Annotated in this window: 16 protein-coding genes and 1 pseudogene; 12 read left to right on the forward strand and 5 right to left on the reverse strand. The window is 68.6% G+C overall.

What is annotated here, in order from left to right; all coding sequences use genetic code 11:
- From AOK23_RS24645 to AOK23_RS50205, 10 genes are all read left to right on the forward strand, one after another.
- Positions 1-936, forward strand: a 936-nt coding sequence (locus tag AOK23_RS24645; protein ID WP_055714834.1) for an AfsA-related hotdog domain-containing protein, incomplete at its 5' end; no start/stop codon positions are given.
- Complete coding sequence (locus tag AOK23_RS24650) at positions 936-1649, forward strand: HAD family hydrolase (protein WP_206336281.1); 714 nt, start codon at positions 936-938, stop codon at positions 1647-1649. The genes AOK23_RS24645 and AOK23_RS24650, both read left to right, overlap by 1 nt.
- Entirely contained in the window at positions 1646-2653 is a 1008-nt protein-coding gene (locus AOK23_RS24655) for a beta-ketoacyl-ACP synthase III (RefSeq protein WP_055714835.1), read from the forward strand. The genes AOK23_RS24650 and AOK23_RS24655 overlap by 4 nt, the downstream gene beginning before the upstream one ends.
- 221 nt (positions 2654-2874) lie before the next feature.
- Positions 2875-3129: an acyl carrier protein gene (locus AOK23_RS24660; RefSeq protein ID WP_055714836.1), complete on the forward strand. Its 255-nt coding sequence runs from the start codon at positions 2875-2877 to the stop codon at positions 3127-3129.
- Positions 3126-4373 (forward strand): beta-ketoacyl-[acyl-carrier-protein] synthase family protein, encoded by a 1248-nt coding sequence (locus tag AOK23_RS24665; protein WP_206336282.1) that lies wholly within the window; start codon positions 3126-3128, stop codon positions 4371-4373. Before AOK23_RS24660 ends, AOK23_RS24665 begins: the two co-directional genes overlap by 4 nt.
- Positions 4374-4416: 43 nt before the next feature.
- Entirely contained in the window at positions 4417-5127 is a 711-nt protein-coding gene (gene fabG, locus AOK23_RS24670; protein WP_055714837.1) for a 3-oxoacyl-ACP reductase FabG, read from the forward strand.
- Entirely contained in the window at positions 5124-5969 is an 846-nt protein-coding gene (gene fabI / locus AOK23_RS24675) for an enoyl-ACP reductase FabI (RefSeq protein WP_079049674.1), read from the forward strand. Before fabG ends, fabI begins: the two co-directional genes overlap by 4 nt.
- 577 nt (positions 5970-6546) lie before the next feature.
- Entirely contained in the window at positions 6547-10272 is a 3726-nt protein-coding gene (locus AOK23_RS24680; RefSeq protein WP_079049675.1) for a laminin G domain-containing protein, read from the forward strand.
- Positions 10273-10371: 99 nt separating this feature from the next.
- Positions 10372-17472: a polymorphic toxin-type HINT domain-containing protein gene (locus tag AOK23_RS24685; RefSeq protein ID WP_079049676.1), complete on the forward strand. Its 7101-nt coding sequence runs from the start codon at positions 10372-10374 to the stop codon at positions 17470-17472.
- 5 nt (positions 17473-17477) lie between these two features.
- On the forward strand, positions 17478-17786 hold the full coding sequence (locus AOK23_RS50205; RefSeq protein ID WP_055714839.1) for a hypothetical protein: 309 nt from the start codon (positions 17478-17480) through the stop codon (positions 17784-17786).
- Positions 17787-17963: 177 nt separating this feature from the next.
- On the opposite strand, the pseudogene AOK23_RS50210 reads toward AOK23_RS50205, so the two are convergent.
- A pseudogene (locus AOK23_RS50210) lies at positions 17964-18314 on the reverse strand (tyrosine-type recombinase/integrase); the annotation flags it as partial.
- Between the two features lie 81 nt (positions 18315-18395).
- Between AOK23_RS50210 and AOK23_RS48015 the strand changes: the two are divergent.
- Positions 18396-18716: a hypothetical protein gene (locus AOK23_RS48015; RefSeq protein WP_157878139.1), complete on the forward strand. Its 321-nt coding sequence runs from the start codon at positions 18396-18398 to the stop codon at positions 18714-18716.
- Between the two features lie 430 nt (positions 18717-19146).
- Complete coding sequence (locus AOK23_RS24700; protein WP_157878140.1) at positions 19147-19527, forward strand: hypothetical protein; 381 nt, start codon at positions 19147-19149, stop codon at positions 19525-19527.
- A 97-nt stretch (positions 19528-19624) separates the two neighbouring features.
- On the opposite strand, the gene AOK23_RS24705 is transcribed toward AOK23_RS24700, so the two are convergent.
- The 4 genes from AOK23_RS24705 to AOK23_RS24720 all read right to left on the reverse strand — a co-directional run.
- Entirely contained in the window at positions 19625-20161 is a 537-nt protein-coding gene (locus tag AOK23_RS24705) for a DUF1990 family protein (protein WP_055714842.1), read from the reverse strand.
- A gap of 72 nt (positions 20162-20233) precedes the next feature.
- Complete coding sequence (locus AOK23_RS24710) at positions 20234-21895, reverse strand: M4 family metallopeptidase (protein WP_055714843.1); 1662 nt, start codon at positions 21893-21895, stop codon at positions 20234-20236.
- Between the two features lie 305 nt (positions 21896-22200).
- A complete protein-coding gene (locus tag AOK23_RS24715; RefSeq protein ID WP_055714844.1) occupies positions 22201-24285 on the reverse strand; it encodes a M4 family metallopeptidase in 2085 nt (694 codons plus the stop codon).
- Between the two features lie 295 nt (positions 24286-24580).
- A partial coding sequence (locus tag AOK23_RS24720; RefSeq protein ID WP_055714848.1) for an ABC transporter ATP-binding protein occupies positions 24581-25988 on the reverse strand: 1408 nt, incomplete at its 5' end.

Here is a 25988-nt window from a genome sequence, read left to right on the forward strand (position 1 = left end):
GCCCCGTCCCCGGCGGCCCCCGCCCTCTCCTACCGCCGTACGGTCGACCGCCGTGACGTCCACCGCTGGGCGGTCAGCGAGGTGTTCCTCACCGACTACGCCGACCTGTCCGCCGACCACTACGTCGCGGCGGCCCAGCTGCCGCCCGCCCACTACTACTTCGGGGACCACACGGGCCCGGCCGCCCACAGCCCCGACAGCATGCTGCTGCTGGAGTGCTGCCGGCAGGCCGCCACCTGCGTCGCCCACCGGGGCCTCGGCGTTTCCAGGGACAGCGCCTTCCACGTCACCGAGTGGACGCTCGACCTCACCGACACCCCGCTCCCACCTCAGGACACGCCCCGCGAACTGACCATCACGGCCGTCGTCACCCGCACCCAGGTCCGCTCGGCGAGGTTGCGCGCGGCCCAGTACGCCCTCGAACTCTCCTCCGGCGGCGCCATCCTGGGCCGGTGCGACATCTCCGCCCGCTACTCCCCGGCGGAGGAGGCCGACGTCGTCCGGCGCTTCCACCGCAAGTCGGTGCCGCCGCTGTCCGGTTCGCTGCCCGCCGTGCCCGCGGGCACCCCCGTGCCGCCGGCTCTCGTGGCCCGCCGGGACCCCGCGAACGTCGCCCTGGCCGACGCGCGCCGCGTCGCGGGGGGAGTGGCCGCCGTGGTGGCGGTGCCGTCCGGGCACCGCACCCACTTCGAGCACCCGCAGGACCACTACACGGCGATGATCCTTATGGAGGCCGCCCGCCAGGCCGCCCTCCTCGCCGCCGGCACCGGCGTACGGATCACCGGCTACCACTCGGCGTTCGCCCGGTTCGCCGAGCTCGACGCCCCCGTCCGGGTCGCCGCCGTCCGCCGGGGCCCCGACGAGGTCGCCGTCCGCTTCCGCCAGAACGGCACCGTCGTCAGCGAGATAGCCGTCGGCGTCACGGAGGCGTTCTGATGACGTCCGCGACGGGTTCGGCGCCCGCGACCGGTTCTGCCTCCGCCATCCGGCCGGTGCGGGCCGTCTGGACCGACTACGGCGGGGTGCTCACCCCTCCCGTGGCCGAGTCCATGGAGGTCTTCTGCGAGCGACTCGGTGTCCCTTCCACCGCGCTGTACGCCGCGCTGCGGCAGGTGTCCCGCGACTGCGGGGCCGGGGACGACGTCATGGCACCTCTCGACACCCCGCTGCTGGACCAGGAGACCTGGGAACGGCGGGTCGAGGAGGCCCTCGCCGCGCACAGCGGACTCCGCGTCGACCTCGGCGACTACCCGGCACGCTGGTTCGCCGACCGGGCCGTCAACGAACCCTGGCTGGCCACCCTTCGCCGGCTGCGGCGCCAGGGCGTGTACGTCGGCCTGCTGTCCAACATGCCGCCGGCGTGGGACCGCCACTGGCGTCTGGCGGTACCGCCCGAAGGACTCTTCGACGGAGTCGTGCTGTCCTACCGCGAGGGCTGCCGCAAACCCGACGAGGAGATCTTCCGCCTCGCCGCCGACCGGGCCGGCGTACGGCCCGAGGAGTGCCTGCTCGTCGACGACCTCGCCGTCAACTGCGACGGCGCGCGGCGGGCCGGCTGGCACGCGGTGACGTTCACCGGCGCGGCGACGGCCACGGCGGAGGCGGACGCGCTGGTCGCCGGGGGAGCGGACGGCGGGGGTGCCGAGTGAGGGCCGCCGTCATCGGCGGCATCGGCTCCTGGCTGCCGCCCGGTCTCGTCAGCAACGACGACCTCGCCGACCGTATGGACACCTCCGACGCATGGATCCGCACCCGTACCGGCATCCGCACCCGGTACTTCGTCCCGCCCGGCATGCCGACGTCCCGTCTCGCCGCCGAGGCCGGGGCGCGGGCGCTGGAGTCGGCGGGCACCGCGGACGCCGACGCGGTCGTCCTCGCTACCACCACCCCCGACCGCCCCTGCCCGGCCAGCGCCCCCGAGGTGGCGCGCAGGCTCGGCCTCACCGGGGTCCCGGCCTTCGACGTCTCCGCCGTGTGCACCGGTTTCCTGTACGCGCTCACCGCCGCCGCCGGGATGATCGCGTCCGGCGCGGCCGAACAGGTCCTCGTCATCGGCGCCGAGGCCTTCAGCACCATCGTCGACCCCCACGACCGGTCCAGCGCGGTCGTGTTCGGTGACGGCGCCGGCGCGGTGGTGCTGCGCGCCGGGGACCCCGGCGAACCGGGCGCCCTCGGCAGGATCGTGCTCGGCAGCGACGGTTCGCTCGCCGACCTGATCACCGTACGGGCCGGGGGTTCCGAGCGGCCCCACCCCGAGGCCGACCCCGGCCGCAGCGACCCGGCCGACCGCTACTTCTCCATGCGCGGCCGGGAGGTGTTCCAGCACGCGGTGACCCGGATGTCTCAGTCGGCGCGCGAGGCGCTCGCGCACACCGGCTGGCGGCCGGGCGACGTCGACCGACTGGTCGGCCACCAGGCAAACCTGCGCATCCTGCACGCCGTCGCGGAGCAGCTCGACATCCCCGTCGAGCGGCTCGTCGTCCACCTGGACCGGGTCGGCAACACCGCGGCGGCCTCCATCCCGCTCGCCCTGGCCCACGCGCACGCCACCGGCGACCTCGTCCCCGGCGCCCGGGTCGTCCTCGCCGCCTTCGGCGGCGGCGCCACCTGGGGGGCGACGGCCCTGACCTGGCCCTCCCTCAAGGCCGCCTGAGCCCTACCGCACGCGGCCACCGCCGTCCGCACCGCCGAGACACGCGCCGCCGAGCCGGCACCGCCGCCACGACCGGTCACCGCCGGTCACCGCCTCCACTGCCGGTCACCGCCTCCGCGCCCCGCATCCCGACTGCCTCCTGTCGGCCCCGCGCCCCGGTTTCAGCACCCACGTTCCCCCTCCCCGACCCCACACATCACCAGCGAAAGGCAGACCCAGTCATGAGCACGTTCACGCCCCCCACCTTCGACATGCTGGCCAAGATCCTGGAGGAGAAGTTCGGCGTCCTGCGCGACGACATCAAACCGGACACCCTGCTGGAGGACATCGAACTGGACTCGCTCGCGCTCATCGAGGTCGCGCTGACCCTGCAGAAGCAGCTCGGCGTCTCGATCCCCACGGAGGACCTCAACAGCGGCGGCACGGTCGCCGACCTCCACGAGCTGGTCAACACGGCTGCGGGGAAGGCCCGATGAACGAGCGCGCCCGACGCGGCACACCCGTCGCCATCACCGGTATCGGTCTTGTCACCCCGGCCGGCATCGGCACCACGGCGAACTGGGAGCGGCTCCTCACCGGCCGCTCCACCGCCCGCCGCGACCCCGGCCTCGCCGGGCTCCCCGTCGACATCTCCTGCCGTGTACCCGACTTCGACGCGGCCTCGCTCCTCGGCCGTTCCACCGCCTGGCGCCTGGACCGGGTCAGCCAGCTCGCCCTGGTCGCCGCGAAGGAGGCGCTCGCCGACGCCGGTCTCGACCCGGAGCGGTGGGACGGTCCCCGGGTGGGCATCGTCATGGGCAACGCGCTCGGCGGCACGGCCTCGTACGAGGCAGCCCACACCACGTACCACCAGGAGGGCGCCGACCAGGTGTCACCGCTGGTGATGGTGAACTGGCCGGTCAACATGATCTCCGGTTACCTGGCCATGCACTGCCGGGCCCTCGGCCCGAACCTGGTCGTCGCCACGGCCTGCGCCTCCGGGGTCACCGCGATCGGCATCGCGCGCGACATGCTGCGGTCCGGTCTCTGCGACATCGTCCTCGCCGGAGCCTCCGAGGCTCCGCTGAGCCCCACCCCGATGGCCGCCTACCACCGGATGGGCGCGCTCTCCCGCCGTACCGACGACCCGGAGAGCGCGTCCCGTCCCTTCGACGCGGACCGCGGCGGCTTCGTGGCGGCGGAGGCGGCGGCCGTTCTGGTCCTGGAACGCGAAGGGGACGCGCGGGCGCGCGGCGGTACGGTCCACGCGCTGGTCACGGGCTTCGGGGCCAGCGCCGACGGACACCATGCCTCCGCGCCCGACCCGACGGGCGCGGGCGTGGAACGGGCCTTGCGCGCGGCGCTCACCGACGCGGACGTGGCCCCGGAGGCCGTCGACCACGTCAACGCCCACGGCACGTCGACCAGGTTGAACGATCTGATGGAGTCCCGGCTGATCGACCGGGTGCTCGTCGGCGGCCCCTCCGTGACCTCCACCAAGGGCGTCACCGGTCACGCGCTGGGCGCCGCGGGCGCCATCGAGGTGGCGTACACGGCCCTGACCATCGAGCACGGGCTGGTGCCGCCGACCGCCAACCTGGACAAGCTCGACCCCGAGATCGGTGTGGACGTCGTCGCCGGCGCGCCGCGCGAACAGTCCGTCACCACCGCGACCAGCCACTCCTTCGGCTTCGGCGGCCAGAACGCCGTCCTCGTCCTCCAGAAGGCGGGCACCCGATGAACGACTCGGCCGAGGCCCTCCCACGCGAGAAAGCAGGCACACGATGACCGACGGCCGATCCGTCTTCGTCACCGGAGCGAACCGGGGGATCGGTCTGGCGATCGCCCGCGCCTTCGCGGCACAGGGCGACCGGGTCGCCGTCGGTCACCGGTCGGGCCAGCCGCCCGCGGGGTTCTTCGGCGTACGCTGCGACGTCACCGATCCCGCGTCGCTGGACGCCGCGTACGAGAAGATCGAGGCCGAGCACGGTCCGGTACGGGTGCTCGTCGCCAACGCCGGCATCATGCGGGACAAGCTCGCGCTGCGGACCACCGACGAGGACTTCCTCGAACTCCTCGACACGAACCTGGTGGGAGCGTTCCGCACGGCCCGGCGCGCCCTCCCCGGAATGCTGGAGGAACGCTGGGGCCGGATCGTGTTCATCTCGTCCTTCTCCGGGATGCTCGGCTCCCCGGGCCAGGCCAACTACGCGGCGTCGAAAACGGGGCTCACGGGCCTCGCCCGTTCCCTCGCACGGGAGTTGGGACGCCGGGGCATCACGGTGAACGTCGTGGCGCCGGGCTTCATCGACACCGACATGGTCGCGGGCGTCAGCCCCAAGCGCCGTGCCGAGTACCTCTCGATGACGGCACTCGGCAGGCCCGGCACGCCCGAGGAGGTGGCGAACGCGGTGCGCTTCCTCGCCGGCGAGGAAGCGTCGTACATCACCGGCGCGTTCGTGCCGGTCAGCGGCGGCCTGGGGATGGGCGTATGAGCGGGGTGCGGGAGGACCCTCGGGAGGGGTTGCGCGAGGAACCCCCGGCGGCCACCGTCGGGCAGGGCACCGGGTCCGGCCTCCTCGCCGGGAAGCGGCTGCTGATCACCGGCGTGCTCTCCGACAACTCGATCGCGTTCCACGTGGCGCGGATCGCGCAACAGGAGGGCGCGCGGGTGGTGCTGACGTCGTTCGGGCGGGCCCTGCCCATCACCGAGGCGATGGCGGAGCGCCTTCCCGCGCCGGCTCCCGTCCTCCGCCTCGACGTCACCGAACCGGGCGATCTGGACGCGCTGCCCGAGCAGGTCGCCCAGCACCTCGGCGGCCTGGACGGCATCGTGCACTCGATCGCGTTCGCCCCGTCGACCGCGCTGGGCGGCGCGTTCCTCGACACGCCCTGGCAGGACGCGGCGACGGCGCTCGAGGTGTCGGCGTACTCCCTGAAGGCCCTGGTCACGGCGTGTCTGCCGGTACTGCGGGAGGGTGCGTCCGTGGTGGGCCTCGACTTCGACGCGGCCCTCGCCTGGCCCGGCTACGACTGGATGGGCGTGTCCAAGGCGGCGCTGGAGTCGGTCACCCGCTACCTGGCGCTGTACCTGGGCGAACGCCGCATCCGCGTCAACCTGGTCGCGGCCGGCCTGGTCCGCACCCTCGCGGCCCGCTCCATCCCGGGAGTGGAGCGCATGGAAGAGATCTGGCGCACCCGCCCACCCCTCGCCTGGGACGTCCACGACCCCGAACCCACGGCCAAGGCCTGCGCCACCCTCCTCTCCGACTGGCTCCCGGCCACCACGGGAGAGATCCTCCACGTCGACGGCGGCCTCCACGCGGTGATGACCTGACCGCCACCCACCCGACGAGGTGCTGGACCTGGGAAGCGGCACACCCGGGCCCGGCACCGCGTAGGTGATCGTGGCGGAAAGGCCGTCTCCCATTCTGGTGAGTCATTACTCCAGGTAATGGAGTTCAGGGACGAGGAGTTCGGCGGGTGGCGGATTTTCAACGTGGGTGTCACTCGTCGAGTCGACAGTTGAACGCTAATGCACTGGGGGTCGGCCGTGATCCGAGTCGTATTCAGCGACATGGCCTCCATCGAAGCGCTCCCCATGAGATGGCGTGATCTGATCGCCTCGGCGGCGCAATGTGTGCAGAGCGTGAAGACCTCTGAAGGTCGCGCGTCGTGCTTTCCTGGCCGATAGAGGTCGCTGTTGACGCAGGCGAGGGCCTTCGTTCAGGTTCTTTCGTGGCGCAGTTCATATTGACGGCGGGAACTGATGCAGCGTTAACTCGCCGGAACCTATGAAGGTTCTGTGGCTACGGGGTGGGGTTGTGTGCTTGGTGCGGGGGCGCCGTCATGTTCGGTTGCGAAGAAGCAGACCTCGACGTTTTGTGGGCGGTATTTCGGCGGCGGTGACATTGATGTCACTCCTACCTGCCGTGTCGTTCGCGACTTCGGGCGTGGCCGTGGCGGACGCGCCGACGGCGCCGGTGACCGAGCAGTCGGCCTCGAAGCGAGCCGTGGCTACGGGCGAGCCTGTGGAAGTGCTTTCCGAGCGGACCGAATACACGACGACGGTCGCAAACCCGAACGGCACCTTCACGCTGACCCAGTCGACTCAACCCCAGCGCGCGAGGGCTGACAACGGCACCTGGCGGGACATCGACCTGGAGTTGGAGAGGCGGTCCGACGGAATGGTCGGGCCGAAGGCCGCCGTGGTGGACGTGGCCTTCTCGGGCGGCAAAAGCGGCTCCGAGCTGCTGCGGCTGGGCCACGAGGGCCAGGAGCTGAGGATGGCGTGGCCGACCTCTCTGCCGGCGCCCACCCTGGACGGCGCCACGGCCACGTACACGAATGTCCCGGTCGAAGGCGTCGATCTGCAGATGACGGCCACGGCGGAAGGTTACCGCCAGGTACTGGTGGTGAGGTCCGCCGAAGCCGCCACCAGCTCGGAACTGGAGCAGATCACTCTCACCGCGACAGGCGAGGGTCTCAGTGTCGTACCTGGCGAAGGTGGCGGCCTACGTGCCGTCGACGCCGACGGCAACGCGGTTTTCCGAGGCCCGGCCGGACAGATGTGGGACTCGGCGGGCAACGACGTGATGGCCGGACCGCGAACGCAACTGATGTCCACGGCCACCGAGGATGAGGCACCCCGGACCCAGGCTGACGACTCCTCGCAGCCCGGTGAAGGGGACACCACGGCGGAGTTGCCGGTCGCCGTGGGCGACGGCACCGTGTCGGTGAAGCCAGACCTCGAACTGCTCCGCGGCCCGAAGACCGTCTACCCGGTCTTCATCGACCCGCCCGTGGGGCTGGGTGTGTCCGAGTGGACGAAACTGTCGTCGGACGGCGACCGGTTCTGGAAGTTCACCGAACCCAAGGGCGTCGGCCGCTGCGGTGTCGCGGACGGCTATGCCTGCGGTCCCGGCTACACGGACCGCATGTACTTCGAGTTCGGTGCCGGGAAACTGGCCGGCAAGCACGTGCTGGACGCGACGTTCCGCGCGTTGGAGACCTGGTCGTTCAACTGCACGCCGTACTGGGTGGACCTGGAGCGAACCGACAACATCTCAGAGGGCACCCGTTGGCCCGGCCCCAGGCGACTGGATCAGTTGGGCGACAAGTACGTCTCCGCGGGGCGCGGCGATCTGTGCAACCCCGAACAGCCGAACAAGTGGATCGAGTTCAACGACAACCCCGGAGAGGCTGACGAGAACCTCACCTCCACGGTGAGGGCCTTCGCGGCTGGCAAGTTCCCTCGGTTGACGGTGATGCTGCGGGCCAAGGACGAGACCGAGCCGCGCGCATGGAAGAGGTTCGACAACAACGCCGAGCTCAAGGTCTGGTACGTGCACAAGCCGGGAGTGCCGACAACCGTCGGTGCGATTCCGGGCACGGGCAACAAGACAGGGCCGTGCCGTCCCTCGTCAGACCCCCTGACCGTGACAACGGACACGCCAGCCATTCACGCGAGGCTGCAGACGCTGGTCCAGCCGAGTGCGGACGAGACGACGCCGGCCTTGCAAGCCGAGTTCGTGATGCAGCGCTCTAGTGACGACACGCGCAAGGGGTCCTGGTCGCAAGTGTGGAGTGGACACCGTCCGGAGAACGGCTGGGCCTCTGACGGGGATCTCGAGAGGATCACGACGAGCAAGAGGGCGGACGGGGGGCTCTACCGGTTCCGATCCCGCACCCAGTCCCACTGGAGCTACGACGGCAGATCCGGCGATCTGTTCTCGCCGTACTCGACCTGGTGCTACTTGCGAATCGATTCGACAGCTCCCAAGGCGCCGACGATCGCGACGGGCGGGCCGTACAGCGAATGCACCGCCAATGACTGTGCACCGAACGGTGCTCCCGGCAGGGCCGGGACGTTCACCTTCCGACCCAGCACCGCCGACAAGGACGTGAAGGCCTACCGCTGGCGCTTCCTGTCCACGGGCGCGAGCGCGGTCAAGCAGGTCAACGCGGCCACGACCAATGCACCGGTGACACGCAAGGACATCGTTCCCGGGCTGTCCGGCACGCAGACACTGGCGGTCGAGGCGAGTGATCTGAAGCTGGACAAGGACGGCCGCGTGCGGTGGGGCCCACCTGCCGAATTCGTCCTCAAAGTGGGCCTGCCCGAGGGGCCGACCGGCCGCTGGCGCTTCGACGACGGCAAGCCGGGGTCCGGCGTGACGGTGGCCAAGGACAGCGGCGAAGCCGGCACACGCCATGACGTCGTCCTGCGCGACGAAGCGGGCACGGGATGGTCGACGATGGGCCGCCGCGGTGCAGGGGACTACTCGCTCTGGCTCAACGACAGCACCGACCCTGCCAAGCAGAAGGGCTACGCCTCCACCGACGGGGCGGCCGTCAACACCGAGGACTCGTTCACCGTGTCGGCGTGGGCGTATCTCACGGACGCCGCCGAGAACAGGACGGTCCTGTCCGCCCCCGGCGACCACGGCTCCGCCTTCACGCTGTACTACTCGTCCGCGTACAAGAAGTGGGTCTTCAACCGGACCGACCAGGACAAGAAGGACCCCGTCTACATCCGCTCGGTGGCGGACGAGGCGAGCCCTCCGTTGCGGGTCTGGACTCATCTGGCCGCGGTCTTCGACACCAAGCAGGACGTCGACAAGAGCAACGACACCATCCAGCTCTACATCAACGGCAAGCCCCAGGGCGATCCCGTCGTCCTGTCCAAGGCAACCGCCACGTACACGCCCTGGGCCGCCGACCGGAACCTGATGCTGGGCGTCTCCAAGGTCGACGGTGCGTTCGGCGAGTACTTCCGAGGGCGAGTCGACGAGGTCGCGGTGTGGCAGCAGGCCCATCAGCCCGAGCAACTCCGTGAGGAGCACCAACTCACGACGGACGAGGTGCCGACCAATGAACTGGTCGCCCACTGGGACGCCACGATCTCATCGGGCACACAGGTTGCCGAGAGCCCCGAGGATCCCGACGACCCGGCCAGCACGTCGTTCCCGTACCGCCGCGGCGGTCTGAAACTGTCCGGCGCCGCCCAGCTGACCGGTGAGGACGCCACAGCTCTCGTGCTCGACGGCACCTCCGGTTACGCGTCGACGACGGGACCGGTGATCGATGAGACCGGATCTTTCACTGTGTCTGCCCGCGTGCGTCTCGACAAGGCGTTGCTGGACGCCAAACCGGTCGGCTATCGCGGACTGGTCGTCGGCCAGGCCACCGGGGCGGGCAAGGAGTCCTCCTGGGCGCTGTGGGTGGAGAAGATCGCGGATGGGGTCTACCAGTGGAAGTTCGGCCGGACGGCGGTCGACTCCACCGGCAAGGTGGTGGCCACCTCGCTCGCAGCCGCTCAGGAGCCCGTTGGCGACCACGAGTTCAACACATGGGTCGATCTGACCGGGGTGTTCGACGCGACGCAGTCGTTCAGCGGAGCTGACGGCGAGCAGCGTTTCGGAGTGTCCCGGCTGTTCGTCGGTCATTTCCCTCAGAGTGAGGAAGACGGCGGCCTCGAGGGCGACCAGCAGGGCTCGGGTGCTCTGTCGGTCGGCCGGGGCTCGGTGAACGGGACCACGGGACACCACCTGCCCGGTGATCTGGCGAAGGTCCGCGTGTGGGTCGGCGCGATGACTGCTGCCCAGGTAAAGAGCCAGATCGCAGATTCGTCCACCTGACCGCTCCGCGCTCTCCGCGCTTCCCCGTCCTCGTCGGCCTCTGATTTACGACAGCGCGGCCGCTCCCATGGGAGAGAGGCAGCCGCCAGGAGACTTGTCATGAAACAGTTCATCATCGCGGGCTCGCCCGGCAGAGGGATCGCCACACCTGCCGGGCGGGTCTGGACGCGGCGTGTCGCCGCGCTGCTCGGCTTCGCCATGCTGCCGAGCCTGATGACTCCGGTCGTCTTCGCCGCGGACGTCAAGCCGCTGGGCAGGCCGGACCTGGAAGCCCCGAGGTCGGCCAAGGTCTCCCCCTGGACCGTGCAGACGAACAAGAAGCTCGCCGCGCTCGGCGAGGAGATCGAGGCTGCCAACCGGGCCGCCGCGAAGCGCGGAAGCAAGGACCGCACACGCGCGGTGGACTGGCCCGACCACGGCTCGGTGACACTCTCCCTCTCCGGCAGGGGCAAGGCCAAGGGCACCCCGGGCTCGCTTCCCGTGACCCTGACCGAACCGAAGGCCGCCAAGGACGGAAAGCAGCCTCGTGCCGCCGACGCGGTCAAGGTCGAGGTCCTGGACCAGAAGACGGCGAAAAGACTCGGTGTCAAGGGCGTGGTTCTCAAGGTCACCGGCCCGCCGACCGGTGGGCGGGCCCGACTCGGCCTCGACTACTCGGCCTTCGCCTCGGCCTACGGTGGTGACTGGGCAGGCCGTCTGAATCTGCTCAAGTTCCCCCACTGCCTGCTCGGAGACAGCGCCAAGGGCACGTGCCGTGCTCCTGAGCCCCTCGCGTCGGTGAACGACCGTGCCCAGGGGAAGCTGGCGTCCACGCTGACCTTCAAGAGCACCGCCGGCAAGGCCCAGACGATGGTCCTGGCCGTCGCAGCCGGCTCTCAGTCCGGCGCAGGCGACTACAAAGCGACACCCTTGTCGTCCTCCTCGTCCTGGGAGGCGGGCGGTTCGTCCGGCACCTTCACCTGGTCCTACCCGCTGCGGACCCCTCCTGCCGCGGCGGGCCCGGCGCCCGACTTGTCGATCTCGTACGACTCGGGGGCCGTAGACGGCCGTACCGCAAACTCGAACAACCAGGGCAGCCAGGTCGGCGAGGGCTTCGACCTCACTTCCTCCTACATCGAGCGCACGTACGGTTCCTGCGACGACGACGGCCAGAAGGACAAGTTCGATCTGTGCTGGAAGTACGAGAACGCGTCCTTGGTACTGAACGGCAAGGCCAGTGAACTGGTCAAGGACGACACCACCAAGACATGGCGTCTGAAGAACGACGACGCCTCCAGGGTCATCCACTCCTGGGGCGCCGACAACGGTGACGACGGCGACGCGAACACGGACCCCGACGGCGACCCGGCGACCGACGACGGCAAGGGTGACGGCAAGGGCGAGTACTGGACGGTCATCACCGGGGACGGGACCAAGTACGTCTTCGGTCTGAACAAGCTCGACGGCGCGAGCAAGGACGACCGCACGGAGTCCGTCTGGACCGTCCCCGTCTTCGGCGACGACTTGGGTGAACCGGGCTACAGCAGTGGCAGCGGCTTCTCCGGTCGGGACAAGAAACAGGCGTGGCGATGGAACCTCGACTACGTCGAGGACACCCACGGCAACACCATGAGCTATTGGTACGAGCCCGAGCGCAACCACTACGACATGCTCGGCGACGACACCACCGGCACCGAGTACGTGCGCGGCGGCTACCTCAAGGAGATCCGTTACGGACAGCGGAAGGGGGCACTGTTCTCCGCCGCCCCCGCCGCTTCCAACAAGGTGGTCCTCGGCTACAGCGAGCGGTGCATCGCGTCCGGCACGGGCTGTGACTCCCTCACGGAGGACACCCGGGACAACTGGCCCGACGTACCGTTCGACGCGGTCTGCAAGAGCGGCGACAAGTGCACCGGCAACACCGGGCCCTCGTTCTTCACCCGCAAGCGGCTGACCGGCGTCACCACGTACGCCTGGGACGCGGCCGCCGCCACTCCCGCCTACGCGGCCGTCGACGCCTGGTCCCTCAAGCACAGCTACCCCGACCCGGGCGACACGGGTGACTCCGCCGACCAGTCCCTGTGGTTGAAGCGGATCGAGCACACCGGTAAGCGCGGCACCGATCTGGCGTTGCCGCCGGTGACGTTCGAGCACACGCTCCTCCCCAACCGTGTCGACGGCCAGCACGACAACATCCTCTCCTTCGACAAGCCGCGCCTGAAGAAGATCACCTCAGAGGCCGGCGCCGAGACGGTCGTGTCGTACTTGGAGGCCGACTGCGTCTACGGGCAGGCCATGCCGAAGGTCGACGACAACGACAAGCGGTGCTACCCGGTCTACTGGGCGCCCAACGGCGAGAAGACCCCGATCCTCGACTGGTTCCAGAAGTACCCGGTCAACTCCGTCACCACCTCGGCCCCGCACGGCGGCAGGGAAGCCGTCCAGCACACTTACCGCTACTCCACCCCGGCCTGGCACTACGACGAGAACCCGTTCGTCCCGGAGAAGGAACGGACCTGGTCGCTCTGGCGAGGCTTCCAGCGTGTCACGCACGTGACGGGCACCAGCAGCACGGATCAGCTGAAGACGACCACGGTGTACATGCAGGGCATGAACGGCGACCGGGTCCTCGGCTCCGACAACAGGACGCCGCACCCGGACAACCGCAAGTCGGCGTCGGTGAGCGGCATCTCCGCCGGCGCTGTCACCGACCGCGACCAGTACGCCGGCTCCGTCCGCGAGACGGTCACCTACAACGGCTCCGAAGAGGTCTCCGGGACCGTCAACACGATGTGGTCCAAGAAGACCGCAGTCCAGCACAAGTCATACGCCGACACCGAGGCCTACATGGTCAGGGTCGCCGACTCCACCGACCGCACCCGCGTGACGACCACGGGCACCGCCGTCGACCGTTCCCGTACGACCGCCTACACGTACGACGACCACGGCATGGTCAGCACCACGGAGGACCAGGGCGACGGGGCCGTCACCGGCGACGAGAAGTGCACCCGTACCTGGTACGCCCGCAACGCCGACAAGGGCATCAACTCCCTGGTGTCCCGGACCCGCACGGTCGCCAGGACCTGTGCCACCGCGGATTCGGCTCTCGACCTGCCGGCGGACAGCAGCCAGCCCGGTGACGTCGTCTCGGACGCGGCGACGATCTACGACGACGCGACGGCCACGGCATGGACGGCCTTCCAGAAGCCGACGAAGGGCGAGGCCGTCTGGACGGGACGCGCCAAGTCGTACGGCAGTGACGGCGCCCCGGCCTGGCAGAAGATGGCCACCACCAATTACGACGCCCTCGGCCGCCCGCGTGTCGTCAAGGACACCAACGACAAGACGGTCACGGACACGACCTACGTCCCGGCCGGGACCGGCCCCCTGACGTCCACCAGCGCCGCCAACATCAAGGGTCACAAGACCACCACCAACGTGTCGTTCGCGACCGGCGCTCCCCTCAAGGTGAGTGACCCCAACGGCAAGATCACCGAGACGGAGTACGACAGCCTCGGCCGGGTCACGAGCGTCTGGCTTCCCAACCGCCTCAAGGTCCTCAAGCAGACGGCGAACTTCGTCTACGCCTACAACATCACCAACTCGGGCCTGTCATGGGTGTCGACCGGCGCCCTGAAGGGCGACGGGACCGGCTACAACACCACCTACGAGTTCTACGACAATTTGCTGCGCCTGCGGCAGGTCCAGACCCCCACTCCGGTCGGTGGCCGCCTCGTCTCCCTGACGTTGTACGACAGCCGGGGCCTGGCGACCAGCACGCAGGGAGACATCTGGGACGCCACGTCCGCCCCCTCCGGCTCCGCGGTCCAGACCGAGGGCAGCCAAGCCCCGATCCAGACCGACACGACGTACGACGGTGCCGGCCGCGCCACCAAGACGGTCACGAAGACGCATGGCGTGACCCGCTGGAGCGTCGACACCACGTACACCGGGGACACGGTCACGGCGACCGCTCCCTCCGGCGGTCAGGCCACCGCCGTGGTCACCAACGCGCTCGGCCAGACGACCGAACGCCGTGAATACGCGGGCCCCAAGCCGACCGGCACGGACTACACCACGACCAAGTACACGTACACGGACGCCGGACAGCAGGAGACCATCACCGGCCCCGACAAGGCCAAGTGGTCCTACACCTATGACCTGTTCGGACGCCAGGTCACCGCCACGGACCCCGACAAGGGCACGAGCCGGACGAACTACGACTCCCTCGACCGCGTCGACAGCACCTTCAACACCGAGGACGCGGACAAGAAGCTCCTCTACAAATACGACGAGCTGCACCGCAGGACCGGCATGTGGCAGGGCGAGAAGAAGGACGCGAACCAACTCGCGGCCTGGACGTTCGACTCGCTGGCCAAGGGGCAGCTGGACACCGCGGTCCGGTACGACGGCGGCCTCACTGGCAAGGCGTACACAAAGAAGATCACGAAGTACGACCCCCTGTATCAGGTCATGCAAAGCCAGCTTCTCCTGCCCAAGACGGATGAGCTTGTCGTGGCGGGCGTGCCGGAAACCCTTGACTTCGCCACGGGGTACCGCCCGGACGGCACGGTCAGCATGACGTCCCAGCCGGCGGCGGGTGGCCTCCCCTCGGAGTCCGTCGAGTACACCTATGACGCGACCGGCCATCAGCTCACATCGTTGGGCGCGAGTGGCTACCTGCAGGGGGCGACGTTCTCGCCGCAGGGTGACCTCAGGCAACTCGCCCTGGGCAAGAGCGGGGCGGACACGGCGAAGAAGATGTTCCTCAACTGGGACTACGAGCCTGGCACGCGCCGTCTGACCCGCGCCCACGTCACCGACGACGTCCACGGCTACATGCCGCAGGAACTGAAGTTCACCCAGGACGACGCCGGCAACGTGGCCTCGATCTTCGACGCGACGACCCAGGGCGGCACGGCCAAGCCCGACTACCAGTGCTTCACCTATGACGGCCACCGGCGCCTGACCGAGTCCTGGACCCCAAAGACCGCCGACTGCGCCGCCTCCGGCCGCACGGTGTCGAACCTCGACGGTGCGGCCCCCTACTGGACGTCGTACACGTACACGGACGCGGGACAGCGCAAGACGGAGACCAAGCACTCCGGCACCGGCGACAGCACCACGACGTACACGTACGACGACACGACCGAGGCCGGTGACAAGAAGCCCCACACCCTGGACAACACGACGGGCGCCAGGGCCGCGACGTACGACTACGACGTGCACGGCAACACGACGTCCCGCCCGGGACCCGCCGCTCAGCAGAGCCTGCTCTGGAACGGCGAGGGCAAGCTGGCCAGGACGACGGAGGGCTCCGCGCAGACGAGCTACCTCTACGACGCCGACGGGGAACTGCTGATCCGCCGTGCCAAGGGTGACGGCGACACGATCCTCTACCTCGGCGGCATGGAGGTCCGCCTGACGGTCAAGGGCACCACCAAGACCCTCTCCGGTACCCGCTACTACACGGCCAACGGCCAGACGATCGCGGTCCGCACGGCGGTCGCTGGTACATCGGGTACGAAGCTGAGCTTCTTGGCCTCCGACCACCACGGCACGTCCAGCCTCGCCATGGACGCGACGACGTACGCGGTCACGAAGAGGTACATGACCCCGTTCGGCGCCTCACGCGACCTCAAGCCGGGCGTGGCCTGGCCGGACGACAAGGCGTTCCTCGGCAAGCCGGCGGACGCGGGCACGGGGCTGACCCACATCGGGGCGCGCGAGTACGACCCGGCGCTCGGCCGGTTCATCAGTGTCGACCCGCTGCTCAGCCTCGACCAGCACCAGTCCCTCAACGGTTACACCTACGCCAACAACACTCCTGTCACAGCCAGTGATCCCACGGGATTGGAGAGCTGCGGCGCGCACTACTGTTCCGGCAGCAACGGGACGTACGACACCTACAAGCCCGCCAAGGATCCGGCATCCAACTGCTACGGCAGCAAGAACGCGAGTTGCGGTCTCTCCCGTGGTGGTGGAAAGGGCGGGACCGGCGGAACCGCAAGCACCAACAGTGGTGGAAACACGGGAAGGCCGGTCGTCCAGAACGTCCCCATACCGACCGAGGAAGAACTCACCGCACGTGGAGCGATGATCTTCGGCAAGACGTACGACGTCGCGCTTCACGAGTGGATGGTGGGCATCTGCCAGAACACTCACAGCACTGACGGTTACCAAGGCTTTTGCTCGTCAGTCCACAAGGCCGGCCTGCTGGAGCCTCTGGGGAACGATCCCTTCGGAGTGCAGGCCAACATCAACTGCGCGACAGGCAAGGGTGACTGTGTCGAAGCGGTGGTCACAGACATTCTCTATCTCGTAGGCCTGGGCCTCAGCCGACTGGCCGCGCGCTCAGCCGCGGTGGAAGCGGCCGCTGCGGGGAGAACCGCGGGAGGCGGGTCGGTCAGTCGCACCCTTCGCGCTCTCGGCTGCAAGTGCTTCCTGGCCGGCACGGACGTCCTCATGGCAGACGGAACGACCAAGAACATCGAAGACATCGAACTTGGTGACAAGGTGCTGGCCACCGACCCGGAAACTGGCGAGACGGGACCTCGAGAGGTCACTCGGCTCATCAGGACTGAAGACGACAAGTTCTTCAACGAACTCTCTATCGCCACATCAGACGGCGTCGAGAAGCTCACCGCGACGCACGAGCACCCATTCTGGTCCCCCTCCGAACGTGACTGGATCGAAGCAGGCAAGCTCAAGGCGGGCATGACCCTGCTCACCGATGACGGCGACACGGTGATCGTCACCGGAAACAGGGCCTACACGCAGCATGCAGCTACCTACAACCTGACTGTCGCTGACCTGCACACGTACCATGTGCTGGCGGGCGAAACTCCGGTACTGGTTCACAATTCAGGTCCTTGTCAATTCCCGTGGTCGAGTGGTCGAGTGTCGTCCAGCGTTCGGGCAATTGACGAGGGCCGCACCAGCATCACAGTTGGCTCGCGCTCCGAGGCGGAGGAAATTCTCCTGGGGAAGTTCCAGGGGGATGGGTACCGTAACGCGGCCGGATTTGATGGCAAGGGGACACGACAGTACTTCGGTTCCAAGAGTGGAACGTATCACTGGGATGATCAGCTCGGCGCAGACGGTCGCGTGCTAGGACATGGCGCCGGTAACAGGGACGGCGACCTTCCTCACCTCCAGATTCACACATTCGAGGATTCGAAATATGGTGGATCCATCATTCGCATCTTCTGGAAGGGATAGGTCGAATGCGCACCGAGGTTGCAAACCGCCTCGTGATGACAAGGGCTCTGGTGTCGGCTCGCCGCCAACCCAGTACCCAGAACGCCTACGCCTGGGTATGGGCCTTCCCCCTGAGGGACGGAAAGTTCAGGGTCTCTACCGTTGAAATCCCCAAGCGCTTCGTGGATGAAGACACTTGCTTTGGGGAAGAGGATATTGAGCGCGTCCATGTCGCTACTGTCGAGACTGTCGAGGAAATCGACGCGATAGTGCGGGAACTTGGCGTCGATCCAGAAACCCTCGATGCTCCCTGGAAGAACGACTTCCCGCTGTAAATGAAATAAGATCTCGAATGAAAGGTGGTCGGCTTTACTTTGGTGGGGTAATGCCTGCGACGTATTCCGAGTGGGCAGATCACCTTTCGAGGGGGAATGGATAACGGGCACGGAGGTCCTGCAGGAGAATTCCTGCGGGGCCTCCGCGCCCGTTTGACGGCAACAGTGACGGCAACGTCAGCGGACGGTTGCCGCGGAAGGGGGGCTTCTGGCTCGTCGTCGCCCATGCTGAGGGTTTCGATGGCTTTGCGCTGGAGGCGGAGCCGGACGTGAGCGCAGACGCTGGCGGCGACGCCGATATGGGCGTGGCCGAGGAGTTCTTTGATCACGACGAGGTCGACGACTTGCTCCAGAAGCAGGGTCGCGGTCGAGTGCCGTAGGTCGTGAAAGCGGATGCGGCTGGGCCCTGCCCGGTCGAGGAGTCGGCTGAAGCGGCGGGTCATGTTGCTCGGGTCAGACCGGTGCGCCGGTCGGCGTAACGAAGACGAGGCCGCTGTCCTTCCAGCCCAATCCGGCCGTCCTGCGTTCCAGTAAGGTCGGCCGGATGATTCTGGCCGTCCTCACGCCCGCGTCACGTTGTCTACGCACATCAACTGTTTGGAGTCTTCGATGGAGCGGATTGCAGAAGATCAGATTTCGCGGCTGGTCTCATTCGTATATGCAAGAATCTTGGATGCTGATTCGCTGCAAGAAGAGGAGCGTCGCACCGTGACCGCTCTGCGTCTGGTTGCCGACAAACAGGTTGCTGCTGTTCGCTATTTTCGGGCCTCTCCCTCTGGCAGTGCTGCAGTGGCTGAGCACGCAAATGCCTCATGGAACCTGCTCGTCTCTATCGCGCGCATTTGGCGTGACCACTCCGAGTTTCCGATCGACGCCGCGATGGAGACGTTCGAGTTCGACGCTGAGAGCCCTCTCCTGCCGACTAGGTAAGCCTCGATTCGCCGATGGTTAATCACAAAAACGGCTGACGATCCTTGTTCTTTTTCCGGCGCGGTCTTCCGAGATGGAAAGGACCGGTTCCAGATCTACTCCAACGATCACGGCCCCTCTCATGGGCATCTGATCGGACCGGGAATCAAGGGAGACGGTATACAGATCGGGCAGAACAGAAGGCCGCTCGACTCGAAGGTTCAGTCGACCAAAGATCAACAGTGAGTTATCGGCGATAATCTGGGGGACATTCGCAAGGCCATCAGGAAGAGCGTGGCCGCTTACAGATTGGCTGGCGGCAATGGATGCTAGCTTCTCGGACCTGGAGTCCCTGGCCACGGAAGTCGCCCGGCGTACGGGAAGCGAGACTGTCGACATGTCGAGCAGGTATGCGGGAGGTCTACCGGCGGGCCATGGACTCGCGGGCCGAATGGGGTCGCTGCTGGAGATCGTCGGGCTGGAGCCCGACCCATCGATAGCCATGTCCGTGGTCCTGCGGATGGTGGAACGAGTTCCCGAGGCCGAGAGAATTCTTTGGGCCGAAAAAATCACGGCAGAACGCAAGCGTTCGCTGGCCGTCCTGCGTGTGCGTGAGCTCCGGATTCTTGAGGCTGTGAGCGGCGAGGCGGGAGTGCATGGCCAGCCAGCCTCCTGTCAGATCGCTGAGTGGTCCGACTGGCTGCAACTGCGTGCTGCCGAAAGGTCGACCTCGGTGAGCGTTCTGGAGCGGCTTGGTGAATCCGGGCTGACAAGACGCGTCAGGCACCTCTCCGCGGAGCGGCTGCGTGCGCTGCGGCGGGCGCCGAAATAGGCGGCAGCAGGACTTGGGTCGGTGTTCACAGCGGAGAAGTGCAGGCGTCCCACCGGCAGGCTGAGGGGTGCGCCGGTGGGGTGGGGCGCCTGTGCGGTCACTCCTTCGGATCCCCCGCCAACCTCCGCAGCACCACCCCGCATCGGCGGGCGTACGCGTGCTGCAAGCCGCGTGTCGCCGCGCCGCCCGCCCGCGTGTACCACTTCGCCGGGCGGCTGTACGCCGTCACCGTCAGCCAGACCGTGCCGTCGCCCGTGCGGGCGACCACGAAGGATTCCTCGCCGGATTCGGGGTGGCCGGGGAGCGTGCCGTAGGCCCAGCCCTTGCGGCGGGGCTCGTCCACGGTCCAGACGACGCGGCAGGGGGCCTTTATGACGCCGCCCAGGGTGACGGTGACGTCGACGCCCGGCGCGGCCTCGGGCGCGTCCGTGTGGAGGCCCACGCCCAGCGCGCGGTGCATCTCCCACGTGTGGACCGCGTGCGCCGCCCGTTCGAACAGGTCCGTGCCCTCGCCGAGGCGGGTGCGGACCTGCATCTCGTTGAAGCCGGGCGGGCAGCGGCCCTCGCGGGTCGCGCCGACGGCCTCGTAGGTGAAGCCGTCCGGGAGAGGGTGTGAGCCGTCGGTGTGGGACATGGGGCCAAAGCCTAGGGCGGCACCCGGAGTCGCCTTCTCTCCGGGTACCGCCCCCACACAGGCCGCGATGTGCTACGCGGTCACGTTGACCGCCGCCCACGTGGCGTTCACCGCGTTGTACTCCGCGCTGCCGGCGCCGTACAGGTCACGCGCCGCGTTCAGGGTCGCCGTGCGCGCGCCCTTGTAGTTGGTCGTCGAGGTCATGTACGTGGTCAGCGCCTTGTACCAGATCTGGACGGCCTTGGCGCGGCCGATGCCGGTGATCGTGGCGCCGTTGGAGGTGGGGGAGTTGTAGCTGACGCCGTTGATGGTCCTGGCGCCGCTGCCCTCCGACAGCAGGAAGAAGAAGTGGTTCGCCGGGCCCGACGAGTAGTGCACGTCGAGGCCGCCCAGGGACGACGACCAGTAGTTGGCCGACGAGCCGTCCTTGCTGGGCTGGTCCATGTACCGCAGCGGGGTGCCGTTGCCGCGGATGTCGACCTTCTCGCCGATGAGGTAGTCGCCCGGGTCCTTGGTGTTGGCGGCGTAGAACTCGACCGCCGTGCCGAAGATGTCGGAGGTGGCCTCGTTCAGACCGCCCGACTCGCCGGAGTAGTTCAGACCCGCCGTGTTCGAGGTCAGACCGTGGGACATCTCGTGGCCCGCGACGTCCAGCGAGGTCAGCGGCTTGACATTGCCGTCGCCGTCGCCGTACGTCATGCAGAAGCAGCTGTCGGACCAGAAGGCGTTGACGTACGCGTTGCCGTAGTGGACGCGGGAGTACGCGGCCACGCCGTTGTTCTTGATGCCGTTGCGGCCGAGGACGTTCTTGTAGAAGTCCCAGGTGACCTGCGCGCCGTAGTGGGCGTCCACCGCGGCGTTCTGGTCGGTGGAGGAGCTGGAGGCGCTGCCGGTGCCCCAGATGTCGTCCGCGTCGGTGAAGAGCGTGCCGGTGGAGGACGACGTGGCGCGGGCCTTGTTGTACGTCTTGTGGTTGCCCCGCCCGGCGTCGGTCAGGTTGTACGTCGAGCCCGACTTGGTGGTGCCGAGGGTGACCTGGCCGTTGTACTTGCTGTTGCCGGTACCGGTCTGGACGGCCTCCCACTCGTACAGCTTCTTGCCGGTCTCCGCGTCGGTGATGACGTGGAGCTCCTGCGGGGTGCCGTCGTGCTGGAAGCCGCCGACGACCGTCTCGTAGGCGAGGGCGGGCTTGCCGCTCGCGGCCCAGACGACCTTGCGCGGGGCCTTGTCGGCCGCGGTCTTGCTGGAGCCCTCGGCCTTGGCGGCCTTCAGCGCCTGCTTCTCGGCGGCGGCCTTCGTCACGTCCGCGGTGAGGTCCGCGACCTTCACGGTGGCCTTCGTCGCTCTGGTGACGCTCTTGACGGCGCCGGCCTTGCTCTCGTGGACGACGAGGTCGCCGCCGAGGACCGGGAGGCCGCCGTAGGTGCGCTCGTAGCGGGTGTGGACCGTGCCGTCCGCGTCCTTGAGGACGTCACGGACGACCAGTTCCTCCTTGGCGCCGAGGCCTATCTCGTCGGCGGTCTCGGCGGTGGCCGCGTCCGCCTTCTTGATGAGGGCCGTGCGCGCGGCCGGCGTCAGCACGACCGGGGCACCGGCGGACCGGGCCTTGTCGGCGGCCGGCGCGGGCTGGGCGGTGGCGCCGGTGGTCAGACCGGTGGTCAGCAGGGCACCGGCGGCGACGGCGGTCGCGATGGCCAGCGTGGTCCGCTTATGACGCGCGTAGAACGGAGTCACTCATGCTCCTTGGTGGGGGAGACCGGACCGGCGTGGGGTCGCCGTCCGGTGAACTGAAGTTACGAGTGCGGCGGTTGAGTGAAGAGTGACACCCGGACGCGTACATGTCAGGGGGTTCAAGTGATGTTGGCCGAAAGTCAACTGTCCAGAAATGTTGCCGCTGTGTAAATCGGGTTCGAACAAGGCAAAGGGCGGATCAAGTGGGCCTCGGAGAACGGCAAAACGAGCGCCGCCCCGGGGGTTGGATCTCCCCGGGGCGGCGCCCTGTCGGTTCACGCCCTGTACACGAAGGGCCGCCCGGTTCCCTACGGGAACGTCAGCTTCCAGCTGTTGATGTAGCCGGTGTCCCGGGCCGCGTTGTCCTGGACCCTCAACTGCCACACACCGTTGGCGACTTCGGACGATGCGTTCACCGTGTAGGTGGTGTTGATGTTGTCCGAGCTGCCGCCGGTGCCGTACGCCTTCAGCGTGTACGCGGTGCCGTCGGGGGCGACCAGCTGCACCTGGAGGTCACCGATGTAGGTGTGGACGATGTCGACCGCCACCGCGAGGTTCGACGGCGCGTTGCCCGTCCGGCCGGAGACGGTGATCGGCGAGGTGACCGCCGCTCCGTTGTCCGGAATCGATACGTCGGCCGTGTTCTCGAACGACGTACCGCCGCCCCCGCCGCCACCGGGCCGCGAGCCCACGTTGACGGCCGCCCACGCGTTCTGCACCGCCGTGTACTCGGCGGACGTGGTGCCGTACAGGTCACCGGTCGCCGCGAGGGTGTAGGTGCGGGCCGACGCGTAGTTGGTGGTGGAGGTGAACTTGGTGGTCAGCGCGCGGAACCAGATCTTCTCCGCCTTGTCCCGGCCGATGCCGGTGACCGGCAGGTTGTCCGAGGTGGGCGAGTTGTAGCTGACGCCGTTGATGGTCTTGGCGCCGCTGCCCTCCGACAGGAGGTAGAAGAAGTGGTTCGCCGGACCCGACGAGTAGTGCACGTCGATCGAGCCGATGCCCGAGTACCACGCGTCCTTGGACGAGCCGTCCTTGCTCGGCTTGTCCATGTAGCGCAGCGGCGTGCCGTCGCCGTTGATGTTGATCTCCTCGCCGATGAGGTAGTCACCGACGTCGGAGCTGTTGTTCGCGTAGAACTCGACCGTCGAGCCGAAGATGTCGGAGGTGGCCTCGTTCAGACCGCCGGACTCGCCCGAGTAGACGAGGCCGGCCGTGACCGACGTGAGGCCGTGGGACATCTCGTGCGCCGCCACGTCGATCGACGTCAGCGGGTTGGCGTTGCCCGAGCCGTCGCCGTACGTCATGCAGAAGCAGGTGTCCTGCCAGAACGCGTTGACGTAGTTGTTGCCGTAGTGCACGCGCGAGTAGGCGCCGACGCCGTCACCGCGGATGCCGCTGCGGCCGTGCACGTTCTTGTAGTAGTCCCAGGTCAGTGCCGCGCCGTAGTGGGCGTCGGCGGCGGCCGACTCCAGGTTCGACGGGCTGCCGTTGCCCCACACGTCGTCCGGGCCGGAGAACAGGGTGCCGGTGCCGGACGTGCCGCGGTTCAGGTTGTACGTCTTGTGGCCGCCGCGCGCGCCGTCGGTGAGGTTGTACGTCGACCCCGACTGCGTGGTGGTGAGGTTGACCGTGCCGGAGTACACCGTGTTGCCGGTGCCGGTCTCGACCGCCTCCCACTCGAACAGCTTCTTGCCGGTCCGGGCGTCCGTGACGACGTGCAGCTCCTGCGGGGTGCCGTCGTGCTGGAAGCCGCCGACGACCGTCTCGTACGCCAGGGCGGGCTTGCCGTTCGCGGCCCAGATCACCTTGCGCGGGGCGCGGTTGATCTCGGCGCCCTTGGCGTGCTCGGCCTTCGCCGCGCCGAGCGCCTGCTTCTCGGCCTTCGCGGCGGCGAGGATCGGCTTCACCGAGGCGACCTTGATCGTGGCCTTGGTGGCCTTGACGACGCCCTCGGTCCTGCCCGCCTTCGAGGTCTCGACGACGAGGTCGCCGCCGAGGACCGGGAGGCCGTCGTAGGTCCGCTCGTACCGGGTGTGCACGGTGCCGTCGCGGTCCTTGACCACGTCACGGACGACGAGCTTCTCCTTGGCGCCGAGGTTCAGCTCCTTCGCCGTCTCCGCCTTGCCGGCGTTGGCCTCGCGTATCAGCTCGGCCCGCTGGGAGGGGCTGAGCTTCATGGAGACCGCGCCCTGGCCGGCCTTGCCCGCGGCCGACGGTGCCTTCTCCGGGGCGGCGGTGGCGGCGCCCGACTGGACGGCCGCGGCCAGCAGGGCGCTGACGGCGACGAGCGCGCCGGTGGCGACGCGTCGCTGCGTGGAACGGGAACGGACGTCGCTCGTGTGGGAGGTGCGTCTGTGGGACTGGCGTCTCAACACTGACTCCTTCTGCATGGCCGCGGTTCGCGCGGCCAGGGGAGACCGGGCGGTTGGTCGCCGCCCGGGCAGAACAAGGGGTGGAACGCGAACACCACATGCGTGGGAGGTGCTCCGCGGCACGGCGGGGGGAGCTTGTGAGGTTGCTGTGACGCGGATGTGGGCAGCGTGGCAGGAGATCGCGCCATCTGTCAGGAGCGCGTCAACAAGTTGGCCGGAAATCGTTCGTTGACCGGATGGTCATGTTCGATATACGGGTTGTTGGCTGAACCGTCGACCAAGGGGGCGTCGGCTCGGGGCGGCTGGGGCCTCGTCAGACGGGGCGCTCGCCGTGCCACCTCTCCCACAGCGCCGCGTACGCTCCGCCCGCGCCCACCAGCTCGTCGTGGGTGCCCAGTTCGGTGAGACGCCCGTCCTCCATGACGGCGACCCGGTCCGCGTCGTGGGCGGTGTGCAGCCGGTGGGCGATCGCGATGACCGTGCGGCCCTCCAGGACCGCGGCGAGGGCGCGTTCGGTGTGGCGCGCGGTGGCGGGGTCGAGCAGGGCGGTCGCCTCGTCGAGGATGAGCGTGTGCGGGTCCGCGAGGACCACCCGGGCGAGGGCCAGCTGCTGGGCCTGGGACCCGTCCGTACGGCGACCGCCCTCGCCGAGGCGGGTGCCGAGCCCGTCGGGCAGGTCGCGGACCCAGCCGTCGGCGCCCACGGCCGTCAGCGCTGCCCACAACTCCTCGTCGGTGGCGGAGGGTTCGGCGATGAGGAGGTTGTCGCGGACCGTCCCGAGGAACACATGGTGCTCCTGGGTGACCAGGACGACCTGACGGCGCAGCCGCTCCGGGCCGAGGCCGACGACGGGGACCCCGCCGACCGTCACCGAGCCCTCCGTGGGCGCGTCGATACCGGCCAGCAGCCTGCTCAGGGTGGTCTTCCCGGCGCCGGACGGGCCGACCACGGCCAGCCGTTCACCCGGCCGTACGGTCAGGTCGACACCGCGCAGCACCTCGCCGCCCCGCTCGTACGCGTACCGCACGCCGGTCACGTCGATCCGGTCGTCCGCCGGCTCAGGCGACCGCACCGGCAGCGCCCGCGGCGCGCGGGCCAGCCCTTCGACCCGGGCGAACGAGGCGCCGCTGGACTGCAACTGCTCGATCCGCATCAGGATCTCGTCGAGCGGCCCGCTCAACTGCTGCAGATACAGGGCCGCAGCGACCACCGCGCCCAGGCTCATCGAGCCCCGGTCGTGCAGCAACCCGCCGACCAGCAGGACGGTCACCACCGGCACGAGATAGGAGACCTCGACGCCCGGGAAGAACACCGTCCGCAGGAACAGGGTGTGGAACCGTCGGCGCCGGGAGACCTCCAGCGCGTCCCGGCTCGCGGCGATCCGCCGCCGCTCCAGCCGCAGCGCCTCCACCGTCCGCGCGCCGGACGCGGTGGCCGCGACGATCTCCGCGACCTCGGAGCCGGCCGCGCCCTCCGCCAGATACCCGGCGCGCGCCCGGCGCAGGTACCAGCGCAGCACGAACCAGATGCCGGTGAGGCCGAACAGTCCGCACACCCCGAGCAGCGGGTCCAGGGCGAAGACCGCGCCGATCAGGAACAGCGCCTGCACGGTGTTGATGAGCAGCTCGGGGCCCGAGTCGCGCAGGGTCTTGCCGACGGTGTCCACGTCGGCGGTGCCGCGCGCCGTGAGGTCGCCGGTGCCGGCCCGCTCCACGACGGAC

The sequence above is a fragment of the Streptomyces torulosus genome (assembly GCF_001419765.1).
Lineage (GTDB): Bacteria > Actinomycetota > Actinomycetes > Streptomycetales > Streptomycetaceae > Streptomyces > Streptomyces torulosus.